Annotated in this window: 20 protein-coding genes; 2 read left to right on the plus strand and 18 right to left on the minus strand. The window is 35.2% G+C overall.

Translation table 11 applies throughout. From position 1 onward, the window contains the following. Nucleotides 1-54: 54 nt before the first annotated feature. Nucleotides 55-1,143 carry a hypothetical protein gene (locus K9M53_RS00670; protein ID WP_224017014.1) on the plus strand — a complete coding sequence of 363 codons (1,089 nt, stop codon included), beginning with the start codon at nucleotides 55-57 and terminating at the stop codon, nucleotides 1,141-1,143. Between the two features lie 22 nt (nucleotides 1,144-1,165). Here K9M53_RS00670 and K9M53_RS00675 read toward each other — a convergent pair whose 3' ends face one another. The 3 genes from K9M53_RS00675 to glf form a co-directional block, all read right to left on the minus strand. After that, nucleotides 1,166-2,170, minus strand: a complete 1,005-nt coding sequence (locus tag K9M53_RS00675; RefSeq protein ID WP_224017016.1) for a glycosyltransferase family 2 protein — start codon at nucleotides 2,168-2,170, stop codon at nucleotides 1,166-1,168. 119 nt (nucleotides 2,171-2,289) lie between these two features. Further along, nucleotides 2,290-3,381, minus strand: coding sequence for a glycosyltransferase family 4 protein (locus K9M53_RS00680; RefSeq protein ID WP_224017018.1), 1,092 nt, complete (start codon nucleotides 3,379-3,381; stop codon nucleotides 2,290-2,292). A 4-nt stretch (nucleotides 3,382-3,385) separates the two neighbouring features. Further along, on the minus strand, nucleotides 3,386-4,549 hold the full coding sequence (gene glf / locus K9M53_RS00685; RefSeq protein WP_224017020.1) for a UDP-galactopyranose mutase: 1,164 nt from the start codon (nucleotides 4,547-4,549) through the stop codon (nucleotides 3,386-3,388). A gap of 79 nt (nucleotides 4,550-4,628) precedes the next feature. Here glf and K9M53_RS00690 point away from each other — a divergent pair, with 79 nt between their 5' ends. After that, nucleotides 4,629-5,531 (plus strand): class I SAM-dependent methyltransferase, encoded by a 903-nt coding sequence (locus tag K9M53_RS00690; protein WP_224017022.1) that lies wholly within the window; start codon nucleotides 4,629-4,631, stop codon nucleotides 5,529-5,531. On the opposite strand, the gene K9M53_RS00695 is transcribed toward K9M53_RS00690, so the two are convergent. Genes K9M53_RS00695 through rfbB form a run of 15 tightly spaced genes read right to left on the minus strand, consistent with a single transcriptional unit; the run spans nucleotide 5,532 to nucleotide 21,744 of the window. After that, on the minus strand, nucleotides 5,532-6,770 hold the full coding sequence (locus K9M53_RS00695; RefSeq protein WP_224017023.1) for a glycosyltransferase: 1,239 nt from the start codon (nucleotides 6,768-6,770) through the stop codon (nucleotides 5,532-5,534). It lies immediately after the preceding gene. Nucleotides 6,771-6,804: 34 nt separating this feature from the next. After that, complete coding sequence (locus tag K9M53_RS00700) at nucleotides 6,805-7,614, minus strand: formyltransferase family protein (protein ID WP_224017025.1); 810 nt, start codon at nucleotides 7,612-7,614, stop codon at nucleotides 6,805-6,807. Beyond that, nucleotides 7,611-8,555 carry a polysaccharide deacetylase family protein gene (locus tag K9M53_RS00705; RefSeq protein ID WP_224017027.1) on the minus strand — a complete coding sequence of 315 codons (945 nt, stop codon included), beginning with the start codon at nucleotides 8,553-8,555 and terminating at the stop codon, nucleotides 7,611-7,613. The genes K9M53_RS00700 and K9M53_RS00705 overlap by 4 nt, the downstream gene beginning before the upstream one ends. Nucleotides 8,556-8,557: 2 nt before the next feature. After that, the gene (asnB, locus tag K9M53_RS00710; RefSeq protein ID WP_224017028.1) at nucleotides 8,558-10,435 is read right to left on the minus strand and encodes an asparagine synthase (glutamine-hydrolyzing); all 1,878 of its coding nucleotides are present in this window, start codon (nucleotides 10,433-10,435) and stop codon (nucleotides 8,558-8,560) included. A gap of 36 nt (nucleotides 10,436-10,471) precedes the next feature. Continuing rightward, nucleotides 10,472-11,548, minus strand: coding sequence for a glycosyltransferase family 4 protein (locus tag K9M53_RS00715; RefSeq protein ID WP_224017030.1), 1,077 nt, complete (start codon nucleotides 11,546-11,548; stop codon nucleotides 10,472-10,474). Continuing rightward, entirely contained in the window at nucleotides 11,545-12,828 is a 1,284-nt protein-coding gene (locus K9M53_RS00720; protein WP_224017033.1) for a lipopolysaccharide biosynthesis protein, read from the minus strand. Before K9M53_RS00720 ends, K9M53_RS00715 begins: the two co-directional genes overlap by 4 nt. 8 nt (nucleotides 12,829-12,836) lie before the next feature. After that, on the minus strand, nucleotides 12,837-13,799 hold the full coding sequence (locus tag K9M53_RS00725; RefSeq protein ID WP_224017034.1) for a class I SAM-dependent methyltransferase: 963 nt from the start codon (nucleotides 13,797-13,799) through the stop codon (nucleotides 12,837-12,839). Between the two features lie 6 nt (nucleotides 13,800-13,805). Continuing rightward, entirely contained in the window at nucleotides 13,806-14,891 is a 1,086-nt protein-coding gene (locus K9M53_RS00730; RefSeq protein ID WP_224017036.1) for a glycosyltransferase, read from the minus strand. Between the two features lie 5 nt (nucleotides 14,892-14,896). Then, a complete protein-coding gene (locus K9M53_RS00735) occupies nucleotides 14,897-15,661 on the minus strand; it encodes a glycosyltransferase family 2 protein (protein ID WP_224017038.1) in 765 nt (254 codons plus the stop codon). 45 nt (nucleotides 15,662-15,706) lie between these two features. Further along, the gene (locus K9M53_RS00740) at nucleotides 15,707-16,894 is read right to left on the minus strand and encodes a glycosyltransferase family 4 protein (protein ID WP_224017040.1); all 1,188 of its coding nucleotides are present in this window, start codon (nucleotides 16,892-16,894) and stop codon (nucleotides 15,707-15,709) included. After that, nucleotides 16,891-17,322 carry a GNAT family N-acetyltransferase gene (locus K9M53_RS00745; RefSeq protein WP_224017043.1) on the minus strand — a complete coding sequence of 144 codons (432 nt, stop codon included), beginning with the start codon at nucleotides 17,320-17,322 and terminating at the stop codon, nucleotides 16,891-16,893. Before K9M53_RS00745 ends, K9M53_RS00740 begins: the two co-directional genes overlap by 4 nt. Further along, nucleotides 17,322-18,410: a DegT/DnrJ/EryC1/StrS family aminotransferase gene (locus K9M53_RS00750; protein WP_224017045.1), complete on the minus strand. Its 1,089-nt coding sequence runs from the start codon at nucleotides 18,408-18,410 to the stop codon at nucleotides 17,322-17,324. Before K9M53_RS00750 ends, K9M53_RS00745 begins: the two co-directional genes overlap by 1 nt. An 8-nt stretch (nucleotides 18,411-18,418) precedes the next feature. After that, on the minus strand, nucleotides 18,419-19,798 hold the full coding sequence (locus tag K9M53_RS00755; RefSeq protein WP_224017047.1) for a lipopolysaccharide biosynthesis protein: 1,380 nt from the start codon (nucleotides 19,796-19,798) through the stop codon (nucleotides 18,419-18,421). A gap of 36 nt (nucleotides 19,799-19,834) precedes the next feature. Beyond that, nucleotides 19,835-20,695, minus strand: a complete 861-nt coding sequence (gene rfbA / locus K9M53_RS00760) for a glucose-1-phosphate thymidylyltransferase RfbA (RefSeq protein WP_224017049.1) — start codon at nucleotides 20,693-20,695, stop codon at nucleotides 19,835-19,837. After that, a complete protein-coding gene (gene rfbB / locus K9M53_RS00765; RefSeq protein ID WP_224017051.1) occupies nucleotides 20,695-21,744 on the minus strand; it encodes a dTDP-glucose 4,6-dehydratase in 1,050 nt (349 codons plus the stop codon). Before rfbB ends, rfbA begins: the two co-directional genes overlap by 1 nt. Nucleotides 21,745-21,792 lie beyond the last annotated feature (48 nt).

Consider the following 21,792-nt stretch of genomic DNA (forward strand, 5'->3'; position numbering starts at 1 on the left):
ACAACGCTTTATTTTCCGGAAGGAGTTAATATAGCTAAGCTGTGTCTGAAAGATATGTCTAATATTAAATGGATATTTCTTCCATCTGACCAATATGACACAGCCCTTGCCCAAAATGAATACAGTGCCGGCTATTTTTTAAATGAAGGTAATTTTTTTGTGATACGCACGGTAGCAGTATTCTCTTTTTTTTCTTTTGGAAGCTACCTTATTATCAATTTGTTTTTTGCAATGTTGGCATTTAGTGGTGTATGGCAATTGTTTAAATTTTTTTACGAACAATATCCGCATCTTCATAAATCGTTGGCTATCGCTATTCTTTTTTTGCCATCGCCTGTTTTTTGGACGAGCGGCATATTAAAAGATCCTATTTGCTTAGCTATGATGGGATGGCTTACGTATTCCTTGTATTGGTTATTGATCAAAAGAAAAGGGATTATAAAAAACATCTTAGTAGCTTTTATTTCGGGCTGGGTACTTTTTACTGTTAAAGCATATATATTATTTTCTTACCTGCCTTTCTTTATCTTATTTATTGTAATGAGATATATCGGAAAAATAAAAACAACTTTTTTTAAGATTATTATAGGTGCTTTTGTTTTAGTGTTTATTGTTGGTGTATTGGCCGGAATATACAGTCAATTGGGAGATCAAATGGGAACTTTTGCCATCGATAATCTTACCGAAGCAGTTCAAACACAGCAGGTGAATTATAAAAACATGGAGGACCTTGCTGAGTCGTCTTTTTCATTGGGAGTAGAGTTTGACGGTTCTGCAAGTAGCTTTATTAAAACATTTCCTGCAGCCATTACTGCTACGTTTTACCGGCCTTTTTTATGGGAGTCTAAAAAAATCTCAACCTTGATCTCTTCGTTTGAAAGTTTGGCAATGATGTTACTGTTGCTATACACGCTTTTTAAAACCAAAGTGGTTTTCTTCTTTAAATATATTTTTACTGACCCGATGGTGTTATTTTGTTTTTCGTTTTCGTTTTTATTTGCCTTTTTTGTCGGTGTTACCACGCTTAACTTTGGAACACTGGTCCGGTACAAAGTACCCTGCCTTCCTTTTTATATTATAGGATTGATGGTGATCTTAGATAATTACAATAAAAGAAAAACAGCTTCAAAAGAAGCTGCCTGAGTATTTATAGGTTGCAAAAAGTTTATGCGTTGAGGGCTCCTCTTGTACGTGATAATAAAAAAGGTGCAAACAATTCTCCGGTTAATTGCTTAATATAAGCACTGAATGAATTTCTAAAACGATGTGTCGGTTGAGTGGTTTCCTGCAATTGCAGTAAAATACTTTTTGGATTGGCAGAAAAATCATTGGCAAACGCATCTGCTGCGGGCCAAAGAATAAAATTGATCTTCTTCAGCTTATCGGTTTTTTGAAATATCATAACCACACCCACCATGGCTGTGAGAAAAGTAATGTAATTGATCAATGCAATCAACTTATTGCTAAACTTAGCCTGGTGAATATAAAAACGATTGCGGATGTAATAGTACATCTTCCAGGTGTTCTTGTAATCCCAATCTTGTTTATAGGTAAAAGCAGCGGCCGGGTGATAGTGTATGCTATCGGTTATTGTTTTAACAGGGATACCGTTTTGTTTTGTTATCCTGTAAAAATATTCTGTTTCATCGCCCCATAAAAATAACTGTTGTTTAGGGGCTCCAACTCTTTCAATAATATTGCGGTGCAACATCGTTCCGTTAAACGGATGACCTACACCATGCAACACTTTCACATTTACATCATCAATGGTATTAAAATTGCCTGTTTTCCAAACAAAGGTTTTTTTATCTTCTTTATTTAATACTGCACAATTGCGCAAGCACAAGCGTTCCATATCTTCTGCCAATAGTTTTTCCAGGGCATCCTCTTTTGGATAACCGTCATCATCCATACACCATATCCAGGAAAAATTATTTTTGTATGCCCATGTAATGCCGGTGTTGAAACCACCTGCAGAGCCTACATTACTTTGCGATATAAAAGTAATATCGCTTTGCTTCGATAACCATTTTACAGTGTCATCTGTACTTCCGTTATCAACTACTAAAATTGCATCAAGCTTACGTGTTTGGTTTCTCAATGCAGTAATACATTCAGACAAAAGTTGTTTACGGTTGTAGGTAACAACCACAGCTATGGCTTTCTCCATAGGAATAGCATTAGGTTTTTAAAATAAGATGTTGGACTTAACTATATTAGAACGAAGAGTAGAAAACGTTATTGTTTATAGCATTTGATTAAAGTCAAAAAGAATAAAGTCGAGTACTTTTACTTTTTACAAACCGTGTTAAGAATACTAAGATATACCGGGGCATTTGCATCAATAGAGTAGTTGTCTACTACGTTATTACGCCCGGAAAGCCCGATGGATTGGCGGGTTGAGGGATTGTCCATTAAATATTCAAGAGCAGTCAGCCATTCTTCCTTTGTTTTTACAAGGATGCCCGTTTTATTATTTTCAATAATGCGATAATTAGCGCCGATTGCTGTGGCAACAACAGGCACACCAACCGCCATGTATTGTAATGCTTTTAAGCCACTTTTTCCTAACACCCAATCACTATCCAATGGCAAAGGATAAAGCCCGATATCGAATTTTTGTAGTGTAGGAATTTCATCTTCATTCGTCCATTTAATAGCTTGCATATCCAATTCATTTATTTTAAAATGAGGATCGCCCATTACCAAAAGCTTAAATGGTTTTCTGTTATTTAATTCAATTAAAATATCTTTTAATAAATACAAAAATTGAGAAGTGCTATGGCTACCGCTCCAGCCAAGCGTTAATACATGATCGTTCTGATAACTATTTACAGGCTGATAGGTATGTGTGTTGATAGTAGATGAAATATCAGTAACCCTTTCATTATACTTTTTTGCAACATCTGTCAAAAAAGGAGTGCATGCAATCACATGCTTTGCGTGCTTCATCATAAAGAAAGGCTTGCTGCGCCCTTTTATAAAATCAGCCAGCCGGTTAGTCAAGCTTTTTGTTTTTAAAAAGATGGCATCGTCTATATCGTACACTACATGTGTGTTTTTCGATACAAATAATTTTTCCATCACAGGCAAGCCAAAAGGAGTTACCCATAAAAAAATATAAACAAGATCATACCGCTGCAGGGTAAAAAATTCACGAATACGTTTTAAATAGCCGCGGATAACCCAATATATCTTTTCTGGAATGCGACCTTTTGTGTACAAAATGCTTTGCATTCGTTCGCTAAAGAAAGGAGATACTTTAACATCATAACCATTGCTGCGCCAGTGTTCAAAATATTGTTCATATTTCAAACGTTGTCCCGGTGCTATGTTTTCGGGATGCGGACAAATTACCAGCATTTTTTTTTTCTTCATCATAGCATCAAATAAACGTTTCTACGTTTGAAAATACAGGTAATGGTTGGTTGGTATTTACACAGTCAACTACTTTTTTTGAAAGCTCTATTGCTTCGCCAATTACATGATGCATATCCATATAACGGTAGGTAGCCAGCCTGCCTAAAAAAGAAATATTGGATTGCTGGTCGGCTTCATCTCTATACAATTTCAATAATTTTTTATCTGCAACCTGGCGTTTGGGGTAATAAGGAATATCGTTTTCGCCGGTTTCTTTACTGTATTCTTTAAAATAAACTGTTTTATCATTCGCCTCCCAGTAAGTAAAATGTTTGTGTTCTGTAATTCTTGTATAAGGCACTTCTTCATCACAATAATTCATTTGAGCTGTTCCCTGGAAATCCCCATTGTCATATCCTTTCTCAAATGTAACAGTGCGATAGCCTAAGCGCCCGTGTTTATATTGAAAGTAAGCATCTATAGGGCCGGTGTAAAATATATGTGTGTATTCCTTTCCATCTTTTCCGGGAATAAATTTTCGATCAAGCGTTACTGTTATGGAAGGATGCTCGATCATTTTTTCCATGATGAACGTATATCCGTTGGTTGGTATGCCGGAGAAAAAGTTATTGTAGTAATTATCATTGTAATTAAATCGTACAGGTATTCTTTTTAAAATAGAAGCGGGCAGCTCTTTCGGTTCACAACCCCATTGTTTTTTTGTATAGCCGTAAAAAAAAGCTTTATATAAATCTTTGCCGATGAATTTTAATGCCTGCTCTTCAAAATTTTTTGGCTCTTCAATTGTTTTATCGGCTTGTTCTTCTATAAATTTTTCTGCTTCTTTCGGCGTAAAATTTTTATTAAAGAATTGGTTGATGGTATGAAGATTTACGGGCAAACCATAAATCTTTCCTTTGCTGTTTGCTTTAACCCTGTGTACATATGGCTTAAATTCATCAAAGCTGTTCACAAAATCCCAGATCTCTTTTTTATCTGTATTAAAGATATGTGGGCCGTATTGATGAACCATTATGCCCGTTTTTTCGTCTCTTGTAGTGTGTGAATTGCCGCCAATATGGTCGCGTTCATCCCAAATATCTATTGAGCAATTCAATTGTTTAACCAGTTGATTGGCTAATACACACCCTGAAAACCCTGCACCAACAATTAAAAAACGATAAGCCATAGTTTGAGTAATGGCAACAAAAGTAAAGAAATAAACAACCTATAAAGTGTAACCCTTAATTTTGTCGGCACTTAATAAAATGAGAACAGAATACAACCAACAGCCTTTAAAAATAATAGAAGGAAAGAACAGGGAGATTGCCATATTTTCAACCGAGGGAAAAAACATAGATGCTGAGGTGGTAAGATCATTTGGCGACGAGTGGCTAAAGTTTCATGATTTTTCCGACCAGGTAATTGAAGAATGCGCTGCGGAATATTTTGATATTTTGAATGATACTGTGGTGAATAAAAATTCATACGCGTTGGATATTGGTTGCGGCACCGGCAGATGGACAAAATATCTTACCCAAAAGGCGGGCTTTATTGAAGCGATCGACCCGAGCAATGCCATTTTTGCTGCTGATAATTTATTAGGTAAGATCGAAAATGTACGGCTAACACAAGCCAGTATTGAAACGATCCCGTTCAATGATGAAACATTTGATTTTGCGATGAGCGTGGGTGTATTGCATCATATTCCCGATACGCAGCAAGCCATGAAAGATTGTGTAAAGAAGATAAAGAAAGGCGGTTATTTTTATTGTTATCTCTATCATAATTTAGAAACAAGAGGCTGGTGGTTTAAAACCTTATATAATTTAAGTAATCTAATTCGCTATCCTGTTTGCCGCCTGCCAACACCTATTAAAAAGTTTGTTTGTGATATTTTGGCAATTGTTATTTATATGCCGCTGGTATTATGGGTACGTTTTTTAGTATTGATCGGGTTAAGAAGTGTGGCACACAAAATGCCTTTGAGCGCTTACAACAATAAATCATTCTTTATTATTCGCAATGATGCGTTGGATAAATTCGGTACAAGACTGGAACAACGGTTCTCTAAAAAACAGGTAATATCAATGATGCAAAACTGCGGGTTAACAGATATTGTTATTAGTCCGCTCAGTCCATTTTACCACGTAACAGGAAGAAAGCTGTAATTACTCCGCAAATATTTTTGCATACACATTGCTGTAACGCTGTACAGCAGTTTCCAAAGAGTAAAATTCTTTAGCGCCATTACGAATGGTTTCTTTATCAAATGGGTTGGATGAAACAATTTTATCTACTACTGAATTAAAAGATGCATCTGTAAAATCATTTACCAAATAACCTGAATGATAATCGGTAAGAATTTCTTTTACATCGCCAACGCCGGCATTGGTAATAACAGGAATACCCATAGCCATTATTTCTCCGTGTTTAGTAGGTGATGATGATATTTTAGAATAACATGGTTTAATAAAGAAAACGGAGTATGTGCTGAACGAAAGCAACGCCGGCACTTCGTATCGCTTACCTTGTTTTACAATTAATTTATCGGTAGATAAGCCGTATTTAGATGCAGCAGCAGCCACCATATAGTGATTGTGTGGAGAAATGAATAAAAACTTTGCATGAGGTATTTTGTCTCCTAATATTTTACAAAAGCGCATCATCTCTTCTATCAAATACCAGCCACCAATAGATCCCAGGTAAGTAATAATAAAATCGCCGTCTTTAATTTTTAATTCTTCTTTGAATTTATTTTTTAGTGAAGCATCTATGTTATTTGGATCAAACAGATTCATATCAACACAGCAAGGAATTACTTCTAAAGGGATCGGCTGATTGGGAATTTGTTTCCAGGTATGAATTTCTTTTGCTGCTGCGTAGGTAAGACAGGTATTATAATCGGCATGAATAATAAACTCATTTTCTTTCTTTCTAAAAAATTTATAGATGATGTTATAGATAGGGTTCTTAATATTCCATTGACCACCATCCACTCGTTCATCTGCCCAAAATCCACGTATGTCATTTAAAAATTTTATGCGAAGATTCTTTTTGATCCATAAGCCCAATAATTGCGGAACGCCCACTCTTGTATGCACCAGATCAAACTTTTCCTGTTGATGTAAGGCAACCGCTTTTTTCTTTAATTGAAGAAAATCATACACAGAAGAAAGCACCGGAGGGTTTTTGTGATATTTTATGTAAACCCATTTTATAGGATAGCCCGTTAATAGCGATGCTACATAGTCTTTATTGCCGTCTAATTTTTCGGGTTTTTCGCAGCTTAAAATTATAAACTCGTACCCTTGTTTAGTTAAACCTTTTAAATACGGGATCACCTGGCTTTGCCCTAATGGATCGGTCATGCCATCGTAAGAAATAAAAAGAATTTTTTTTGTTGCCATTAATTAAATTTTAATCACCCGCTGCAAAAACTTTTTACAAACTTACGGTTTGAACTGCTTTTACATCCTCCTTATACAAAGAAGATGAAAAATACGCTTTCATCCTCTTGAAATTTCTTAATAGTGCCCATTTGGCCTTAGCATTCCATTGTTTGTTATAATAAGTTGTTCCCTCTGCGATGGAAGATTGCTTGACTCTTGGACAATTGGCAAGATCCGTATCTATTTTTTTCAACGCTTCTAAATAAAGCTCATGCGCATGTTCCATTACATTGATGTGTAATTGCAAAAGTGTTTCCCTTCCCGTTATGGAAGTTAATGCAGTGGTAATGATATCGCCGCTGTCAATGCCTGCATCCAGCCACATAATAGTATTGCCAATTAAATGAAATTTTTTTTCGGCAATGCACCAGTTGGTACAGTTAGGTGCTCCTTTTATATAAGGCGATAATCCTGTATGCAGGTTGATCATGCCTTTTGGCAATACCAGCTCTAATAGTTGTTTACGAATGAGGCTGGTTCCTGAAACCATCACCAGGTCGGGTTGATGCTTTGCTATAAAATTTATAGTGGCTTCGGAATTTATTTTTGTAACGGTAATGCTATCAACAGATGGGAATGCCGAATATTTTTTTTTGTAAAAAGCTAACATTCCAAACCAGGATTGATGAATTGGAGAAAAAACAGTTCGATTCAATGCTTTATTTATAAGAGAAGAAAACGAACGGATCTTTTTAGGGGTTGGCTTTTCAATTACTATTCCCGCCAGGTTAAAATGCTGCGCTACTTTATTGGCTAAAGCAACCTGGTTAAATTGTTCGTTACAAAGCAGCACTATTTTCATCTATTTCTAAACTTATTTAAATAACTAACAGTTCCGTTTACACGCATTTTTGTTTTTAACCAGCTTTCGTTGTATAATTCTATTCGTGGTATTTCAAAAATATCATCTCTTTCAGGGGCATACATTTTTTTGTTTACAGCCAAGGCTGCTTTATAACCGGCTTTTTTGGTAAGCTTTTTTACACGCTCATCGTAACTGCCGATCGGGTAAGAAAAAACAGAAGGAACAATTCCTGTTTGTGCTGTAATTCTTTTTGCCGATTCTTTCAATTCAAATTCCACTACATTATCATCCTCAATGGTAGCGAGTGTAGCATGCGTTACAGAGTGAGAGCCAATTTCAAAGCCTGCATTATTTATTTGTTTTACTTCTGCCCAACTCATCATTAGGCCATGCGGGCTTTTTACATCATCAAAATTAATTAAGAGATCATTTATTATTTCATCTCTTTTTGATGCCGGTATCCATTTAATGTATTGCTTTAGCTTTTTGCAATAGTTTATTCTTTCCTGCTGCGTGTTCCATTTAACCAAATGATATTCACCGGGCAGATCGGGATGATTAAAATTATCCCATTGTAATTTTTTTGTATTTACAAAAAGATAATCTATAACATAGGTCCATGTAGGCAGGTTTTTATCGATACAATCAGATACTACATACATGGATGCTTTCATTTTATGAGCATCTAATATGGGAATAGCGTGATCTATAAAATCATGATAACCATCATCAAAAGTAAGAGCTGCTAAAGGTTTGGAAGACCTTGGCTTTTGGTTAAACAAAATTTCTGAAAGTGGAACTACATGAAATTTTTTCTTTGCATAATCCAGGGTTTGTTTAAATAATGCAGGATCAATGGGATCCCACATTTCATCACGTAACGGTAAAATGCGATGAAAAAGAAGTACAGCAATATTTTGTTTTGATAAAAAAACCATAATTAAGTTTCATTCGTTTCCAGCCACCAATGCAACACCATAATGAGCCATATACGATTGTAGAGATAATCTTTTCCGTTAAAGTATTGTTTTTTCAGGTCTGCCACTACTTTGTAATTAACGTAACCATATTTATTAATGATCGCTTCACATGTATATGTTTCAACCATTTCTCTCAGATCTTTCCGCATCCATTTTTCCAATGGTATTCTAAAGCCCCACTTGGGACGGTCAAATAATTTTGCCGGAAGATAATCGTATAAAACTTCTTTCAGTAAATATTTCATTTCTCCCTTACTGTTTATTTTATACTGTTGATCCAGGTTCAACGCAAACTCTACGACCTTGTGATCCAACAAAGGAACTCTCGTTTCCAGGGAGAATTGCATCGACGCCCTATCAACTTTTACCAGCAATTCATCTTTTAAATATGACTTTAGATCCCACAAAGCTTGTTTTTCAAATGCAGATAATTTTCTTGCACCTGAATCGATCTTGTTAAGATCGATGAAATTATAAGGAATGCCATTTAATAAATTATCCAACTCCTGTTCACTAAAATAATATTGCTCTGTAGTAAAAATGTGTGAGGCCAATGTTGCTTTGCTTTTGTAGGCAAACATTTGCCCTGCCCGTTGAAAACGATGACTCATCAATAACGAAGCGCCATATATTGGCCAGCGTAATAAAGGTATTAATGGGTTGCTTAAGCGCTTTGCCCAGCTATAAAATCCGTAACCACCAAACAGCTCATCACCGCCATCGCCACTTAAAGCAACTGTTACCTGCTGTTTTGCAAAGTGTGAAACAACCATGGTAGGAAAAGCGGAAGGATCGCCGTAAGGTTCGTCGTATGCAGATAAAAATCTGTCTAATAAACTTATTACTTCTTTTTCCTGTACCTGTAATTCATTGTGTTCAGTTCCTAATTGTTCTGCTACTGCACGGGCATATTTCGATTCATTGAATTTTCCATCATCAATAGCAATGCTGAATGTTTTTACTTTATCAGGAATAAGTTTGGTGGCAATGGCAGCTATCAAACTACTATCAATACCCCCACTCAAAAAAACACCTACCGGTACATCACTTATTAACTGGTGTTGTACAGAATCGACCAATAATGTTTTTAATTTTTCTTTTGAGGTTACTTCGTCAGTTTGCGTAGCGGCAGTGATCTTTTTCTCCGGAGCCCAAAAGGTTTGTATGTTTTGAATATCTTTTGCAGAAAAATTGTTTTTGCAATCTATCTGCCAATAGCTTCCCGAAGGAAATTTATGTACATTATTGTAAATGGTCAGAGGGTGTGGTATATAACCTAAATGCAGGTAATAAGGAACAGCTTCTTTATTAACCGTTAATTTTTTTTCTTTGATCGATCTGATAACTTTTAGCTCTGAACCAAATATCAATTCATCATTATAACAATAAAAGAACAATGGCTTAATGCCTACATGATCCCTGGCTAATGTTATCACTCCCTGCTGTGTATCATAAATAGCCATTGCAAACATTCCATTGAGCCATTCAAAGATTTTTGTTCCGTGTTGCTCGAATAGCTCTATAATGACTTCCGTATCAGAAGATGTTTTTAAGGAATGCCCTTTACAGGATAAGCTTTCTTTCAGCTCTTTAAAATTATATACTTCGCCATTATATATTATGCAATACCTGCCGCTTTTAGAAAACATAGGTTGATCGGCGGCATGTGACAGATCAATAACAGAAAGCCGGCGGTGTGCAAATCCAATTTTATGATCGGGTGAAAAATAAAAGCCTTCAGCATCGGGTCCACGATGCTGCAAAGTGCCTGCAGCTTGTTTAAGCTGTTCGGTACTAATAGTATTATTGAGGGAAATATACCCGGCTATGCCACACATTTTGGAATAAGATACTCAAAAATAAGACTAAACAGGCTAATCTTGTAAAGCGATTGTATATATGTCTCGTAGTTTATCCATGTGTTGCTCTAAAGTGAAATTTTTTAACACACGTTGCTTTGCATTGGCGGCCATTTTTAAAGCAGGTTCTTTATCGACAGCTAATTGTTGTAGCTTATCTATAAAATCTTGTATGTTATTCAGATCAAAATAAACGGCACAATCTTCACACTGTTCTTTAAACGAATCAATATTGCTTAATAGCAAAGGAACATTCATTGCCATTGCCTCCAAAACACTCAATGAAAAGCCTTCAAAAAAAGAAGGCATTGCACACAGATCATAATGCGGAAGATGATCTTGTATGTTTGTAACATTTCCTTTTAAGCGAACATTGGAGAGTTCATTTTCTTTTATAAAAGTTTCCAAAGAAAGGCGGGTAGGGCCTTCGCCAAAGATGTGCAGTTCAAAATCGTTTTTATTTAAATGCTTAAATGCTTCAAGTAAATAAAGATGATTTTTTTGAGCACGTAAAGCACCGACAGATATTATTTTAAATGGTTTGTTGTAAGAGGCAGAAGGCGAGTTGGTTTCCAAAAATCGATTGGTATCTACAAAATTGTATAGTACAAAAGTTTTGTAAGGCTTTAATTTTAAAAAAGAAAAATATTCCTGCAATGCTCCATTTGCTACAGCAATTATTATACTTTTTCTAAATCGATACGTTATTTTATCGAGCTGTTTAACATGCTCCGATCTGTAATCTTTAAAAGTTTCAATAAATGCATGTATGGTTGTAATAAGCGGAATTTTTTTAGGCGTAGCCAACCTTGCGGCTAAAGTTGGCCAAAAAAGATGGGAATGAACAATGTCTGGCTGATACTTTTTTATCACTTTTCTCAAACGCAGAACGGCTAACGGCAATTGTTTGTGAGAAGAAATATTTAAACAAACCCACTCATCGCATTGCAGCTGATCACCAAACAGGTTTTTATTATTGAAGGTTACAATGATGTTGCGATAGTCTTTCAACTCTGCCACTACCGCTACCAGTAATGTTTCGGCGCCGCCACGTTCCAAATTGTGAATTATATGCAGAATTGTTTTTTTCATCTGTTGGCAAATATCTCTTTAATTGTATTTTTTGTAAACAAAATAGTTAATAACGAAAATATAAGTGTGTTCACCAGGTTGCCCCAAGCTGCGCCCATGATAAAATATTTTTTAATTAAAACGATATTGATGAGTACGGTAGTTGTTAATGATATAAGCGACTGTGCCAGTATTTTTCTTTTTTGCTTATGGAACAGCAGGAACATAAAAAAGTAATAGCTTATTCCCCATATGTAAGATGATAAGGCAATTATAAAAAAATAAGTAATACCTGTTAAATAGATCTTGTTTATTAAAAATTGATACACAAAAAAACCACCGACGATAATGATGACCGTTGCAAGCGTTAATATTTTGAGATACCTGTAAAAATCTTTTTTAATAGCTAAGGTATAATTATCATTTTTTAACTGCCTGTATAAAGAAGGTTGAAAGTAAAGCAAAATACTTTGTACCATTGTACCCACTACAGAGCCCATTAAAAATGCAATCGAATAAATACCTATATCAGCTTTTTTTGCAACAAAAAAAGCACCTAATAAAAGCTTATCGGAAAAATTGATAGCTGAAACACATAATTGAAACAACAACACAGGGATGCCAAATTTTACTTCCTCCCATATTTGTGATTTACTGATATCTAAGAGCAGATATTTGTTTTTTACATAGTATATAATTGCAAAAATGTTTACAGCTATAAGCGATATTGCAATGCCCCACACTCTACCGATCCAACCATAAAAAAACACTACAATTAAAATTACAGATAGCGTATATTCTATAAATGTTTCAGATAAGCCTGCTGCAGCAAATAGTTTCACATCATTCTTATTTCTTAGAAGAACAATAAATTGTTCGCCGGAAAAAGTAAGAAAAGCCAATGCCGGCATTAAGTAAATAAAAGAAGAAGGGAAGCCGTATTTGGTGTTTAAAAAATCCTTAGCCAAGAATAAGACCGCTATTAAAACCAATGTCATAATAGCTGCTATAGCAAATGAGGTTGTAAACCCTTTTGCAAACTCTTCTTTTGGTTTTTTATGAAAATCAGCAATGGCAGACTGTGTCATTCCTAAAGTGATAGCCGGAACTAAAAAAATAAGCGTGCTGCTGAATATGCTCAGAAACCCGTTATCTGCCGGAGTTAGAAAGCGAGGATTGGTAAATATGGGAATTAAGAGGAATGAAATGCCTTTGCTGAAGAAATTAGTGAACGTAAAAATGCCTATTGATCTTACAACAATACTTTTCCTGATATTTTGTAATGAAGAAAACAATGGCATTAATTTGATTATTTTTTTATTCCTTTAACTACAGCTGCCCAGCAATTATCATAATATATTTTGCCACCCCATACACTTTCCATTCCATATTTTTTGAACCAATCTGTTACTGTACTTATTTTTTGAGGATTATCATATTCCGGAGAAAACATATCAAATGTATCTAATACACATAACTCTCTCAATTGCTCATAGGGTAATCCTTTGGGTAGTGTTCCGTCAATATCACAAATAGGCAAAAAGCGGTTTACTAATGCACCGAGCCCTACGCGTGAAAAAAACTGATATGTTCTAATAAGCCAATCTATATTACTGTCTATTTTTTTATATAGCTTTTCATGGCTTAGCTTTTTGGTAAATGGACGGAATAAATATTTAATATGCAATTTTGTCCACCAACCATTAATGGCATAAAAGTCCACTACTACTTCTGCACCCGGTTTTGCCATTTCAATCAATGACTGTACCGATCTTTCAAAATCGGGCGTATGCTGCAATACACCTATACAAAAAACTTTATCGAATTGCGCTTTTGCAAAAGGCAATTCATAAATGCTTGCCTGGAAAAGATGAAGACGATTATTTGTTCCGTTATTTTTATAATTCGCTTCAACAGCATTGCTAAAATCAACACTATATAAATTGGCTTTAGTATAATCCAATATAATTTGTGAAAACCTTCCTGCTCCTGAACCTACTTCTAAAATATTTTTACTGTCCAGTTCTTCTTTATCCCAATTTGTTTCTGCAAAAAAACGTGTTCTGGATATATCAACATTAGAAATTTTGTCAATTTGCGCTTCAGAAAATTTATTCCATTGATAGCCGAAGCTTTCCGTATAATTGTCGTTTGAGACGATGCGGTAGGCTCCATTTTTATAAGGAAAAAAATTGTCTGCAGCATCTGTAAGCCCATTGTCAATTTTGGAAAGCGGCTTTTGATTATAAGGATTCTGTAATTGGATAGACATGAAATATCAAGAGTTTATCAATGTTTCGTAAATCGCAAACAACCGTTCAAAGTATTTGGACTGTGTATAATTCTCGGTTGCTATTTCAATTCCTTTTACCGACATATCATTTAAATCGTACTTGTTTTCAACTATTTCTGTGATACGATCAATAAAGCTTTGCTCATCAGCAATATCAAAAAAGACTGCATTGTCTTGCGTTTCCGCTTTCAATCCCGGCAAAGCCGATAGTAATAAAGGTAATCCAATAATCATTGCTTCCATTACAGCTACACTGCAGCCTTCACTTTTAGAGGGCATTACATACATGTTGTAATCAGGCAGGATCTTGCTTACGTTTGTTGTTACTCCCTTAAAAATAATAGGAAGTTGGTTGTCATCAATTTCTTTTTGTAAGCCAGTCATGCCGCCTTGGTCAATGCCGTAAATATCCAAGGTTATATTAACGTTTTGCAGCTTTTTAAATGCTTCTACCAGGTATGCATAATTTTTTACAGGCTTTATATTGCCAACTGCCACCATCTTTAATACCGTAAATTGATTATAGTTTTTGGATGGTGGTTTTGTTTCAAAAAATTCATCTGAAATACAATTGGGAACTACAAACCTTTTGTTTACCCTTTTAATATATTTTTCATAATCCTCCAGTAAATGCTCTGCTACCGCTATAACAGAATGATACTTACGTACCGTAGCGTTTTCTATAAATCTCCAGAAAACATTTTTGCTAAATACTTCATACCCTAAAGCACCATGTATTGTAAACACAAGGGGAATATCGGCGGGACAAGCAATGCGGGCTATTAAACTACTATGAAAAAGATGAGAGTGTACCAAATCGGGCTGATGCCCTTTTATAATTCTTTTTAACTGTAAAGCACATCGCGGTATTGATAAATTGCTTTTAAAATTTAAGCAATAACTTTTTTCACAAACGATCGTTTTTGTTACGTCAAAAATACCCTTCTTATTAAGGGTTACGAGAATTACTTTATAAGCATTGTTCATCCCGGGTAATAGATCCGTTACTAATTTTTCTGCGCCACCTGCTCCCAGGTCATTTATAACAATTACAATGGTTTTTCTCTTCATTTCCCTTATTCTTTATCGCTATTGAGTTTTCGCTGTAAAAAATTTTTTCCTCTTCGGATATAATCTCTTTTGTGATATTGTTGCAGTAATAGATAGTCGGCGGCTATTACAGGGAATTCTTTATTAAGAAATGCCTGCCGCTCTTGCATATTATTGGACTTAGAAACAGTACTTATACCGTCGCGTTCCATTTCTACAATTGTTGTATCTATAAAAAAATTAGTAGCATTATATCGAACCAGGCAAAGAATGATGTGACAAATATCTGCCACTACTTTATAAGAAGTGTCATACAATCCCGCTTTATCAAAAAGCTCTTTCTTAAAGAACATCGATTGATGGCAAATTCCTGTTTCCAATATATTTAATAAATGTAAGGGATAAGGGTTGTATTTGACAATGCCATAAACGATCGCTTTGCCATATACAATGTCGTGCTGTTGTTGAATTAGCGATTTGCTTATAATTGATAAAACCTTTTCATTCACCAAAAAATCCCCCGAGTTCAGGAATAGAAGATATCGGCCTTTTGCTTTTGCAATTCCTTTATTGATGGCATCGTAAATACCATTGTCTTTTTCGGAAACCGTGTATGAAAATCTTTGTTGATGTTCTTCTATTATGACCGTACTGCCATCAGTAGAACCGCCATCAATGATAATGTATTCGTAGTCGGTGAAAGTTTGATCAAAAACACTTTTTATTGTTTTGCGCAAACCGGGTTCATTATTATAATTAATAGTGATAATGCTAAGAACCGGCTGTGGCATTTATAAGGTTTATAAGTAATAAAAATTGTATGCAAGATAAGCCGTTTAAAGATTTGCATACATATTCACTATTTTTTTAAGGGCATCTGTATGTAATATTTTGTCTGCATGTAGTTTGCTGTTAGCGATATTATGTTGCCTGTATTCTGTATCAGCATATATCTTATAACACTTCTCGGCTATGTCTTCTACATTTGACGGATCAAATGTAAAACGACTGTCACCAATTGTTTCTGGCAAGGATGTTACATTTGAACAAACTACCGGGATTTCCATGATAATGCTTTCCATCAACGGAAAGCTTCCGGCTTCGTACATAGTAGGCACCACAACAGCTTCGGCGCTCTTATAAATAGCATACAGCGTTTCATCATCTACAATTCCTAAAAACGATACATTATTATCCAGATCCAATTTTTTTAGTACAGGCATTATTGCATGATCAAAAAAGACAGTTTTATTACCTGTACAAACAAGGGAGATGGTAACTCCTTTTTCATCCCGCAGGTAAGCGATAGCTTCTAATAATTTAATGTGATTTTTATGTTGCCAGGTATTTGCTGGATAAAGTAAAAATTTTTTGGGTAAATACAGGTCGGCAATATTTTTTAAAACGCTGCCTCTATATTTCATGAACCATAAATTTTTCATGCTTAATAAGCATACCATTATTTTTTCCTGAGGTATTCTGAAATATTTTATGATGTCTTTTTTTACGTGCTCGTAACTCACTATTATTTTATCGGAAACAGATAATGCATTCCAAAATGCTACAGCCCTGCCAATGCGTTGTTCCGGGGTAAAATTTTCAGGAAAGATCAATTCCTGAACATCGTGCATGGTACAAATAATTTTTACATTGCTTGCTAAAGGGATGGTTTGCGCGGGTTCGTGAATAATATCAATCTTATATTTTTTGCAAATTTTATTTATATGTGAATATTGCCGGATACGAAACGATTTTTTACTTTTCTCTAAAGCAAGGTTTATGTTCTTGGTTGCTATACGAAATACTTTTTGATATGTTTTTTCTGTTATTGCGGTAGCAGGAATACCATGAAAATGATCACAGTTATTGATACAGGCAGTAATGAAAGCATCGCTCGTATTGTAGAGAATATAATATTGATTTCCCGAATGATCTTCTTGTAGGGTTTCTAATAGTGCAATGGCATATTGCCGTATGCCGCCACTTTCCTGGCTCAACGTCGGTATAAAATATAAAATATTCATCCGCTTATTTTTAAGTAATACAGCAAATAAGTATCCGTGTTTTTTTGTAATACAAACCCAAATTTTTGGTATAATTCAATTGCTGCAAAATTATCTTTGTCAACACTTAAATAAATACCCTTCAACATATTGTTTCTGGCAGCTTGTAATAAATATTCCATCATTGTTTTGCCTAATCCTTTACCCGTATATTTTTCACTAACGGCAATGCCTAACCATACCTTATCGCCTTCTTTATCTAAATGACCATAGCAAACCGGCTCATTATTATGAAACAATAAGTAGGTACATAAATGATTCTGAATAACGGTTAGTGGACGCCTGGCAAAATACCGGAAGCTTATTAAAGATTTACCGGCATTAGAGAGAAAATCATTAATAAAGTAATGATTGGAATTATCAATTTTAATTAGCTGTACATCTGTCATTAAAAAGATTTTATACAATCTGTAATAAACAAGATGTCTTTTTGAGTAAGCCCCGGATAACTTGGCAAGTTTATTCCCCGCCAGCCCAGGTCTTCGGCCACTTCATACCGCTGGTATTTTTTTTCATACATGGGCATTGTGTGTACAGGATAAAATAGAGGACGAGTTTCAATTCCATTTTTTTCCAGGTGTTCCCGTAGTTTATCTCTTTGCGAAGATTCTTGTACCAAAATGGAAAACATCCAATAGGTATGCTTTATATCAGCCCCCTGTAAATGGCATTCATAAGCTGTATCTTTTAGAGCATCAAGATACCATGTTGCTATTTGTAATTTTTTTTCAATAAAAGTGTCTGCCTGCTCAAGTTGTGCCAATCCAATGGCAGCGCAAATATTCGTCATCCGGTAATTATAACCGATTACATCGTGCCAGTATTGACGATGCTTTGCCAATCCTTGTCCTTTGTAATGCACCGACCTGTCAAACAAAGTAGCATCATTCGTTACGATCATTCCCCCTTCACCGGTAGAAATTGTTTTATTGCCAAAAAAACTAAACGCTGCAATATCTCCAAAGGTTCCGGTGTATTTGTTCTTATACAACGAACCAAATGCTTCGGCACAATCTTCAATTAAAAAAAGATTATGCTCTTTACAGATTTTTTGCAATGCATCCATATTACAGGGATGACCGTATAAATGAACAGCTATGATCGCCTTTGTTTTAGAAGTGATCTTTCTTTTAACGCTTTCTGGATCTAATTGCCACGTGTCTCTTAAAGAATCTGCAAACACAGGCGTAGCGCCAGTATATACAATACAATTTACAGAGGCAATATAAGTGAGCGTGGGAACAATTACTTCATCCCCGGGGCCAATGCCTAATGCCAACAAGGCAAGATGCATAGCTGTTGTGCCATTGGAAACACTCGCAGCATATTTAATTCCGATCTTTTTTGCAAAGGCTTCTTCAAATAAAGAAATATATTTTCCTTTTGATGATATCCAGGTGGAATCAAGACAATCTAAAACATATTTTTTTTCATTACCATTAAGCGTAGGCTGATAAATAGGTATCTTTTTTTCCATATTGTATGCTAAGCTTGTGCAATTTTTTTTATAAAAGTAGTTCTATATTGAAAATAGAGCACTATTGTGCCCCCTAGCAGCGAGCAGATATTTGCAATAACAACACCTTCCAAACTGTGCAAATGTTTACTGATAGCTATTATCAAAGGTATATTAATTATAGCAGCTAATATAGAGAGATACATTTGCGCATCCAGCTTACCAATGCTGTTTAGCGGTAATACAAAAATATTGTTCCAGACAGTTTGCAATATGTATATACCCATAAACACAACTAATGAAAAAGAAGGATTAAAGTCTTTTCCGATCCATATGTTGAATGCAATGCCAGATGCGGCTATCATTATAATAACTGCAATGACTAATAATAAAAATATTTTTAAAAGATGATTTACATTATTAGTGATCCATTGGATATCCCCTCTTTTATAAGAATCGGTGTACATAGTCCATAGCGGTGTTGTAATAATGCCAAATACTAACGGTATAAGAGAAAAGTATTTATAAACAATATTGTAGGATGTTACCTTGTCGGGAGAGAAAAGCTGTGTAATTAAAAAGTTATCAGTAGAAAAAATAACAAGAACAGCAATTTGTATGATGAAAAACTTTATACCTAACGACATTACATCATGTAAATAAAGCTTATTAAAATAACGAAAGGAAGGAGCGATGTTTTTATAAATGGTTTTAAAAAGATATAGAGAAACAAAAATGTTTACAATAAGAGGAGCTGCCGAAAGCACAATCCCTATTACCAATAATGGATGCGACGTGCCGCTGTACTTTACAAATAGCGTAGCTGCTAATATCAGCAATTGAATGCAGAGCGACAGAATATTACCTTTACCTGTTTTATGATTGGCTGCATATATGGTTTGAATGAGTCCTGCAACGAAGTTTAACAGCGTGCAAATAAAACAACTATACGCCAGTAACAGTAATTCTGATTCACGAACAGAAGGCGCATTTAATAGTTTATTCCATGGAACAAAAAATCCTGCTATTGAAAAAATAAGTACAAAAGAAAGAAACAAAAAAGATAAAAAAACATAGGTAGTGCTGACAATGATCTTTCCTTTCTGAAAGTCGTTTTCGGCTAGAGATTCTGTCAATTTATTTCTTAACCCATTACCTAGCCCAAGGTCAAAATAAGTAAACCAGCCTGTTATTGAAAACAACGTAATCCAGATGCCGTATTCTGTTTTGTTTAAAACAGTTAATATGATCGGTATTTGCAGAAAACTTAAGAAGATACTAAGCCCTCTTGTAACAAAGCCCACACCAATATTTTTGACAACGCTTTTATTTCGTTGGTTGGTATTGGAAAAAAATTTAGCAGCTACTGTACTTTTGACTTTATTGATAATATGGTTAGATACTGCCATTAACTACTTAATAAAGCCATTTCTTTTTAATGAAAATTAACCTACTATCCTTTTCAGGTATTCGCCATAGCCGCTTTTCTTTAATTTATCTGCCAGGGATAATAATTGTTCTTTGTTTATGAAACCCATGCGATAGGCAATTTCTTCCAGGCAGCCGATCTTTAAACCTTGTCTTTTTTCTATCACTCGTACATATTCTGTTGCATCACTTAAAGAATCAAAAGTGCCTGTATCCAACCAGGCAAAGCCTCTGTCCAGCACAGCTACTTTTAATTTATTTTTTTTCAGGTAGATTTCATTAACCGTAGTTATCTCATACTCTCCTCTTGCACTTGGCTGAATATTTTTTGCAATTTCCACTACATCATTATCATAAAAATACAGACCCGGAACAGCATAATTACTTTTAGGTTGCGCTGGCTTTTCTTCAATGCTTATCGCATTAAAATTTTTATCAAATTCAACAACACCGTAGCGTTCAGGATCGCTTACCGGGTAAGCAAAAATTACAGCACCATTCGGATCTGCAGAATTTTGTAATAATTTACTAAAACCACTTCCATAAAATATATTATCACCCAAAACCAATGCTACGCTGTCTTTGCCAACAAATTTTTCGCCTATCACAAATGCCTGCGCCAGCCCGTTAGGAACCTCCTGCTTTGCATATTCGATCTTACATCCCCATTGCGAGCCATCACCTAACAAACGCATGAACTGCGACTGATCTTCGGGAGTTGTAATGACTAAAATTTCTTTTATGCCTGCTAACATTAAAGTGCTTAGAGGGTAATATATCATGGGCTTATCGTAAATAGGCATTAATTGTTTGCTGATGCCCATTGTAATGGGATAAAGCCTGGTGCCGCTTCCGCCTGCAAGGATTATTCCTTTCATTATCTTTTGTGATATTGTTGTTCGTAATAGTTTTGATAGTTGCCGCTGGTAATATCATTCAACCATTGTTGATTGGCTAGATACCAATCAATGGTTTTGGAAATGCCTTCTTCAAATTGTAAAGAGGGCAGCCAGCCTAATTCATTCTTTAATTTAGTTGCGTCTATAGCATACCTTAAGTCGTGACCGGCACGATCTTTAACATAAGTAATTAATTTTTCCGATGCGCCTTTTTCTCTGCCTAATTTTTCATCCATCTGGCGACATAATTCTTTTACCAGGTCGATATTGGTCCATTCGTTATGTCCGCCGATATTATAAGTTTCACCAATAGCGCCTTTATGGAAAATAACATCAATAGCACGCACATGATCTTCTACAAACAACCAATCACGTACATTTTCGCCTTTACCATATATAGGCAACGGTTTATTATTGATGATATTATGAATACAAAGCGGTATCAATTTCTCCGGAAAATGATATGGACCATAATTGTTTGAGCAATTAGAGATTTTTACAGGAAAATGATAAGTATGATAAAATGCCCTTACCAAATGGTCTGATGATGCCTTTGATGCAGAATAGGGGCTGCGTGGATCATAAGGCGTTTCTTCCGTAAAAAATCCTTCAGCACCCAATGAGCCGTACACTTCATCTGTAGAAATATGATAGAATATCTTTCCATCAAAATTTCCTTTCCAGTATTCTTTAGCTGTTTGTAATAAAGAGCCTGTGCCTAATACATTGGTGGTTACAAATGCCAGGGGATCTGTAATGGACCTATCCACATGGCTTTCTGCAGCGCAGTGTAAAACGCCGGTAAACTGGTGCTCTTCAAACAGCTTACGCAATAATTCAATATCCGTAATATCGCCTTTTACAAAAGTATAATTAGGCTTGTTTTCAATATCTTTTAAATTTTCAAGGTTACCTGCATAGGTAAGCTTGTCGATATTAACTATTTTATAATCGGGATATTTTGTGACAAATAATCTGGTAAGATGTGACCCAATAAACCCTGCACCACCTGTAATTAAAATCCGCATTGACATTGCTTATAAAGTTTTTTGGCTGCAAATATAATATGTTATTGC

It is taken from the genome of Ferruginibacter albus, from assembly GCF_020042285.1.
Lineage (GTDB): Bacteria > Bacteroidota > Bacteroidia > Chitinophagales > Chitinophagaceae > Ferruginibacter > Ferruginibacter albus.

What these genes read in the sequence shown, in the direction of transcription:
- K9M53_RS00700 (WP_224017025.1), bottom strand. Translation starts at nt 7,614, where the DNA reads ATGAAAATAGTGCTGCTTTGTAACGAACAATTTAACCAGGTTGCTTTA.
- K9M53_RS00675 (WP_224017016.1), bottom strand. Translation starts at nt 2,170, where the DNA reads ATGGAGAAAGCCATAGCTGTGGTTGTTACCTACAACCGTAAACAACTT.
- K9M53_RS00725 (WP_224017034.1), bottom strand. Translation starts at nt 13,799, where the DNA reads ATGTCTATCCAATTACAGAATCCTTATAATCAAAAGCCGCTTTCCAAA.
- K9M53_RS00720 (WP_224017033.1), bottom strand. Translation starts at nt 12,828, where the DNA reads ATGCCATTGTTTTCTTCATTACAAAATATCAGGAAAAGTATTGTTGTA.
- K9M53_RS00740 (WP_224017040.1), bottom strand. Translation starts at nt 16,894, where the DNA reads ATGAATATTTTATATTTTATACCGACGTTGAGCCAGGAAAGTGGCGGC.
- K9M53_RS00670 (WP_224017014.1), top strand. Translation starts at nt 55, where the DNA reads ATGTCTAATATTAAATGGATATTTCTTCCATCTGACCAATATGACACA.
- K9M53_RS00735 (WP_224017038.1), bottom strand. Translation starts at nt 15,661, where the DNA reads ATGCCACAGCCGGTTCTTAGCATTATCACTATTAATTATAATAATGAA.
- K9M53_RS00705 (WP_224017027.1), bottom strand. Translation starts at nt 8,555, where the DNA reads ATGGTTTTTTTATCAAAACAAAATATTGCTGTACTTCTTTTTCATCGC.
- K9M53_RS00690 (WP_224017022.1), top strand. Translation starts at nt 4,629, where the DNA reads ATGAGAACAGAATACAACCAACAGCCTTTAAAAATAATAGAAGGAAAG.
- K9M53_RS00745 (WP_224017043.1), bottom strand. Translation starts at nt 17,322, where the DNA reads ATGACAGATGTACAGCTAATTAAAATTGATAATTCCAATCATTACTTT.
- rfbB (WP_224017051.1), bottom strand. Translation starts at nt 21,744, where the DNA reads ATGCGGATTTTAATTACAGGTGGTGCAGGGTTTATTGGGTCACATCTT.
- K9M53_RS00680 (WP_224017018.1), bottom strand. Translation starts at nt 3,381, where the DNA reads ATGATGAAGAAAAAAAAAATGCTGGTAATTTGTCCGCATCCCGAAAAC.
- K9M53_RS00715 (WP_224017030.1), bottom strand. Translation starts at nt 11,548, where the DNA reads ATGAAAAAAACAATTCTGCATATAATTCACAATTTGGAACGTGGCGGC.
- rfbA (WP_224017049.1), bottom strand. Translation starts at nt 20,695, where the DNA reads ATGAAAGGAATAATCCTTGCAGGCGGAAGCGGCACCAGGCTTTATCCC.
- K9M53_RS00750 (WP_224017045.1), bottom strand. Translation starts at nt 18,410, where the DNA reads ATGGAAAAAAAGATACCTATTTATCAGCCTACGCTTAATGGTAATGAA.
- K9M53_RS00730 (WP_224017036.1), bottom strand. Translation starts at nt 14,891, where the DNA reads ATGAAGAGAAAAACCATTGTAATTGTTATAAATGACCTGGGAGCAGGT.
- glf (WP_224017020.1), bottom strand. Translation starts at nt 4,549, where the DNA reads ATGGCTTATCGTTTTTTAATTGTTGGTGCAGGGTTTTCAGGGTGTGTA.
- K9M53_RS00695 (WP_224017023.1), bottom strand. Translation starts at nt 6,770, where the DNA reads ATGGCAACAAAAAAAATTCTTTTTATTTCTTACGATGGCATGACCGAT.
- asnB (WP_224017028.1), bottom strand. Translation starts at nt 10,435, where the DNA reads ATGTGTGGCATAGCCGGGTATATTTCCCTCAATAATACTATTAGTACC.
- K9M53_RS00755 (WP_224017047.1), bottom strand. Translation starts at nt 19,798, where the DNA reads ATGGCAGTATCTAACCATATTATCAATAAAGTCAAAAGTACAGTAGCT.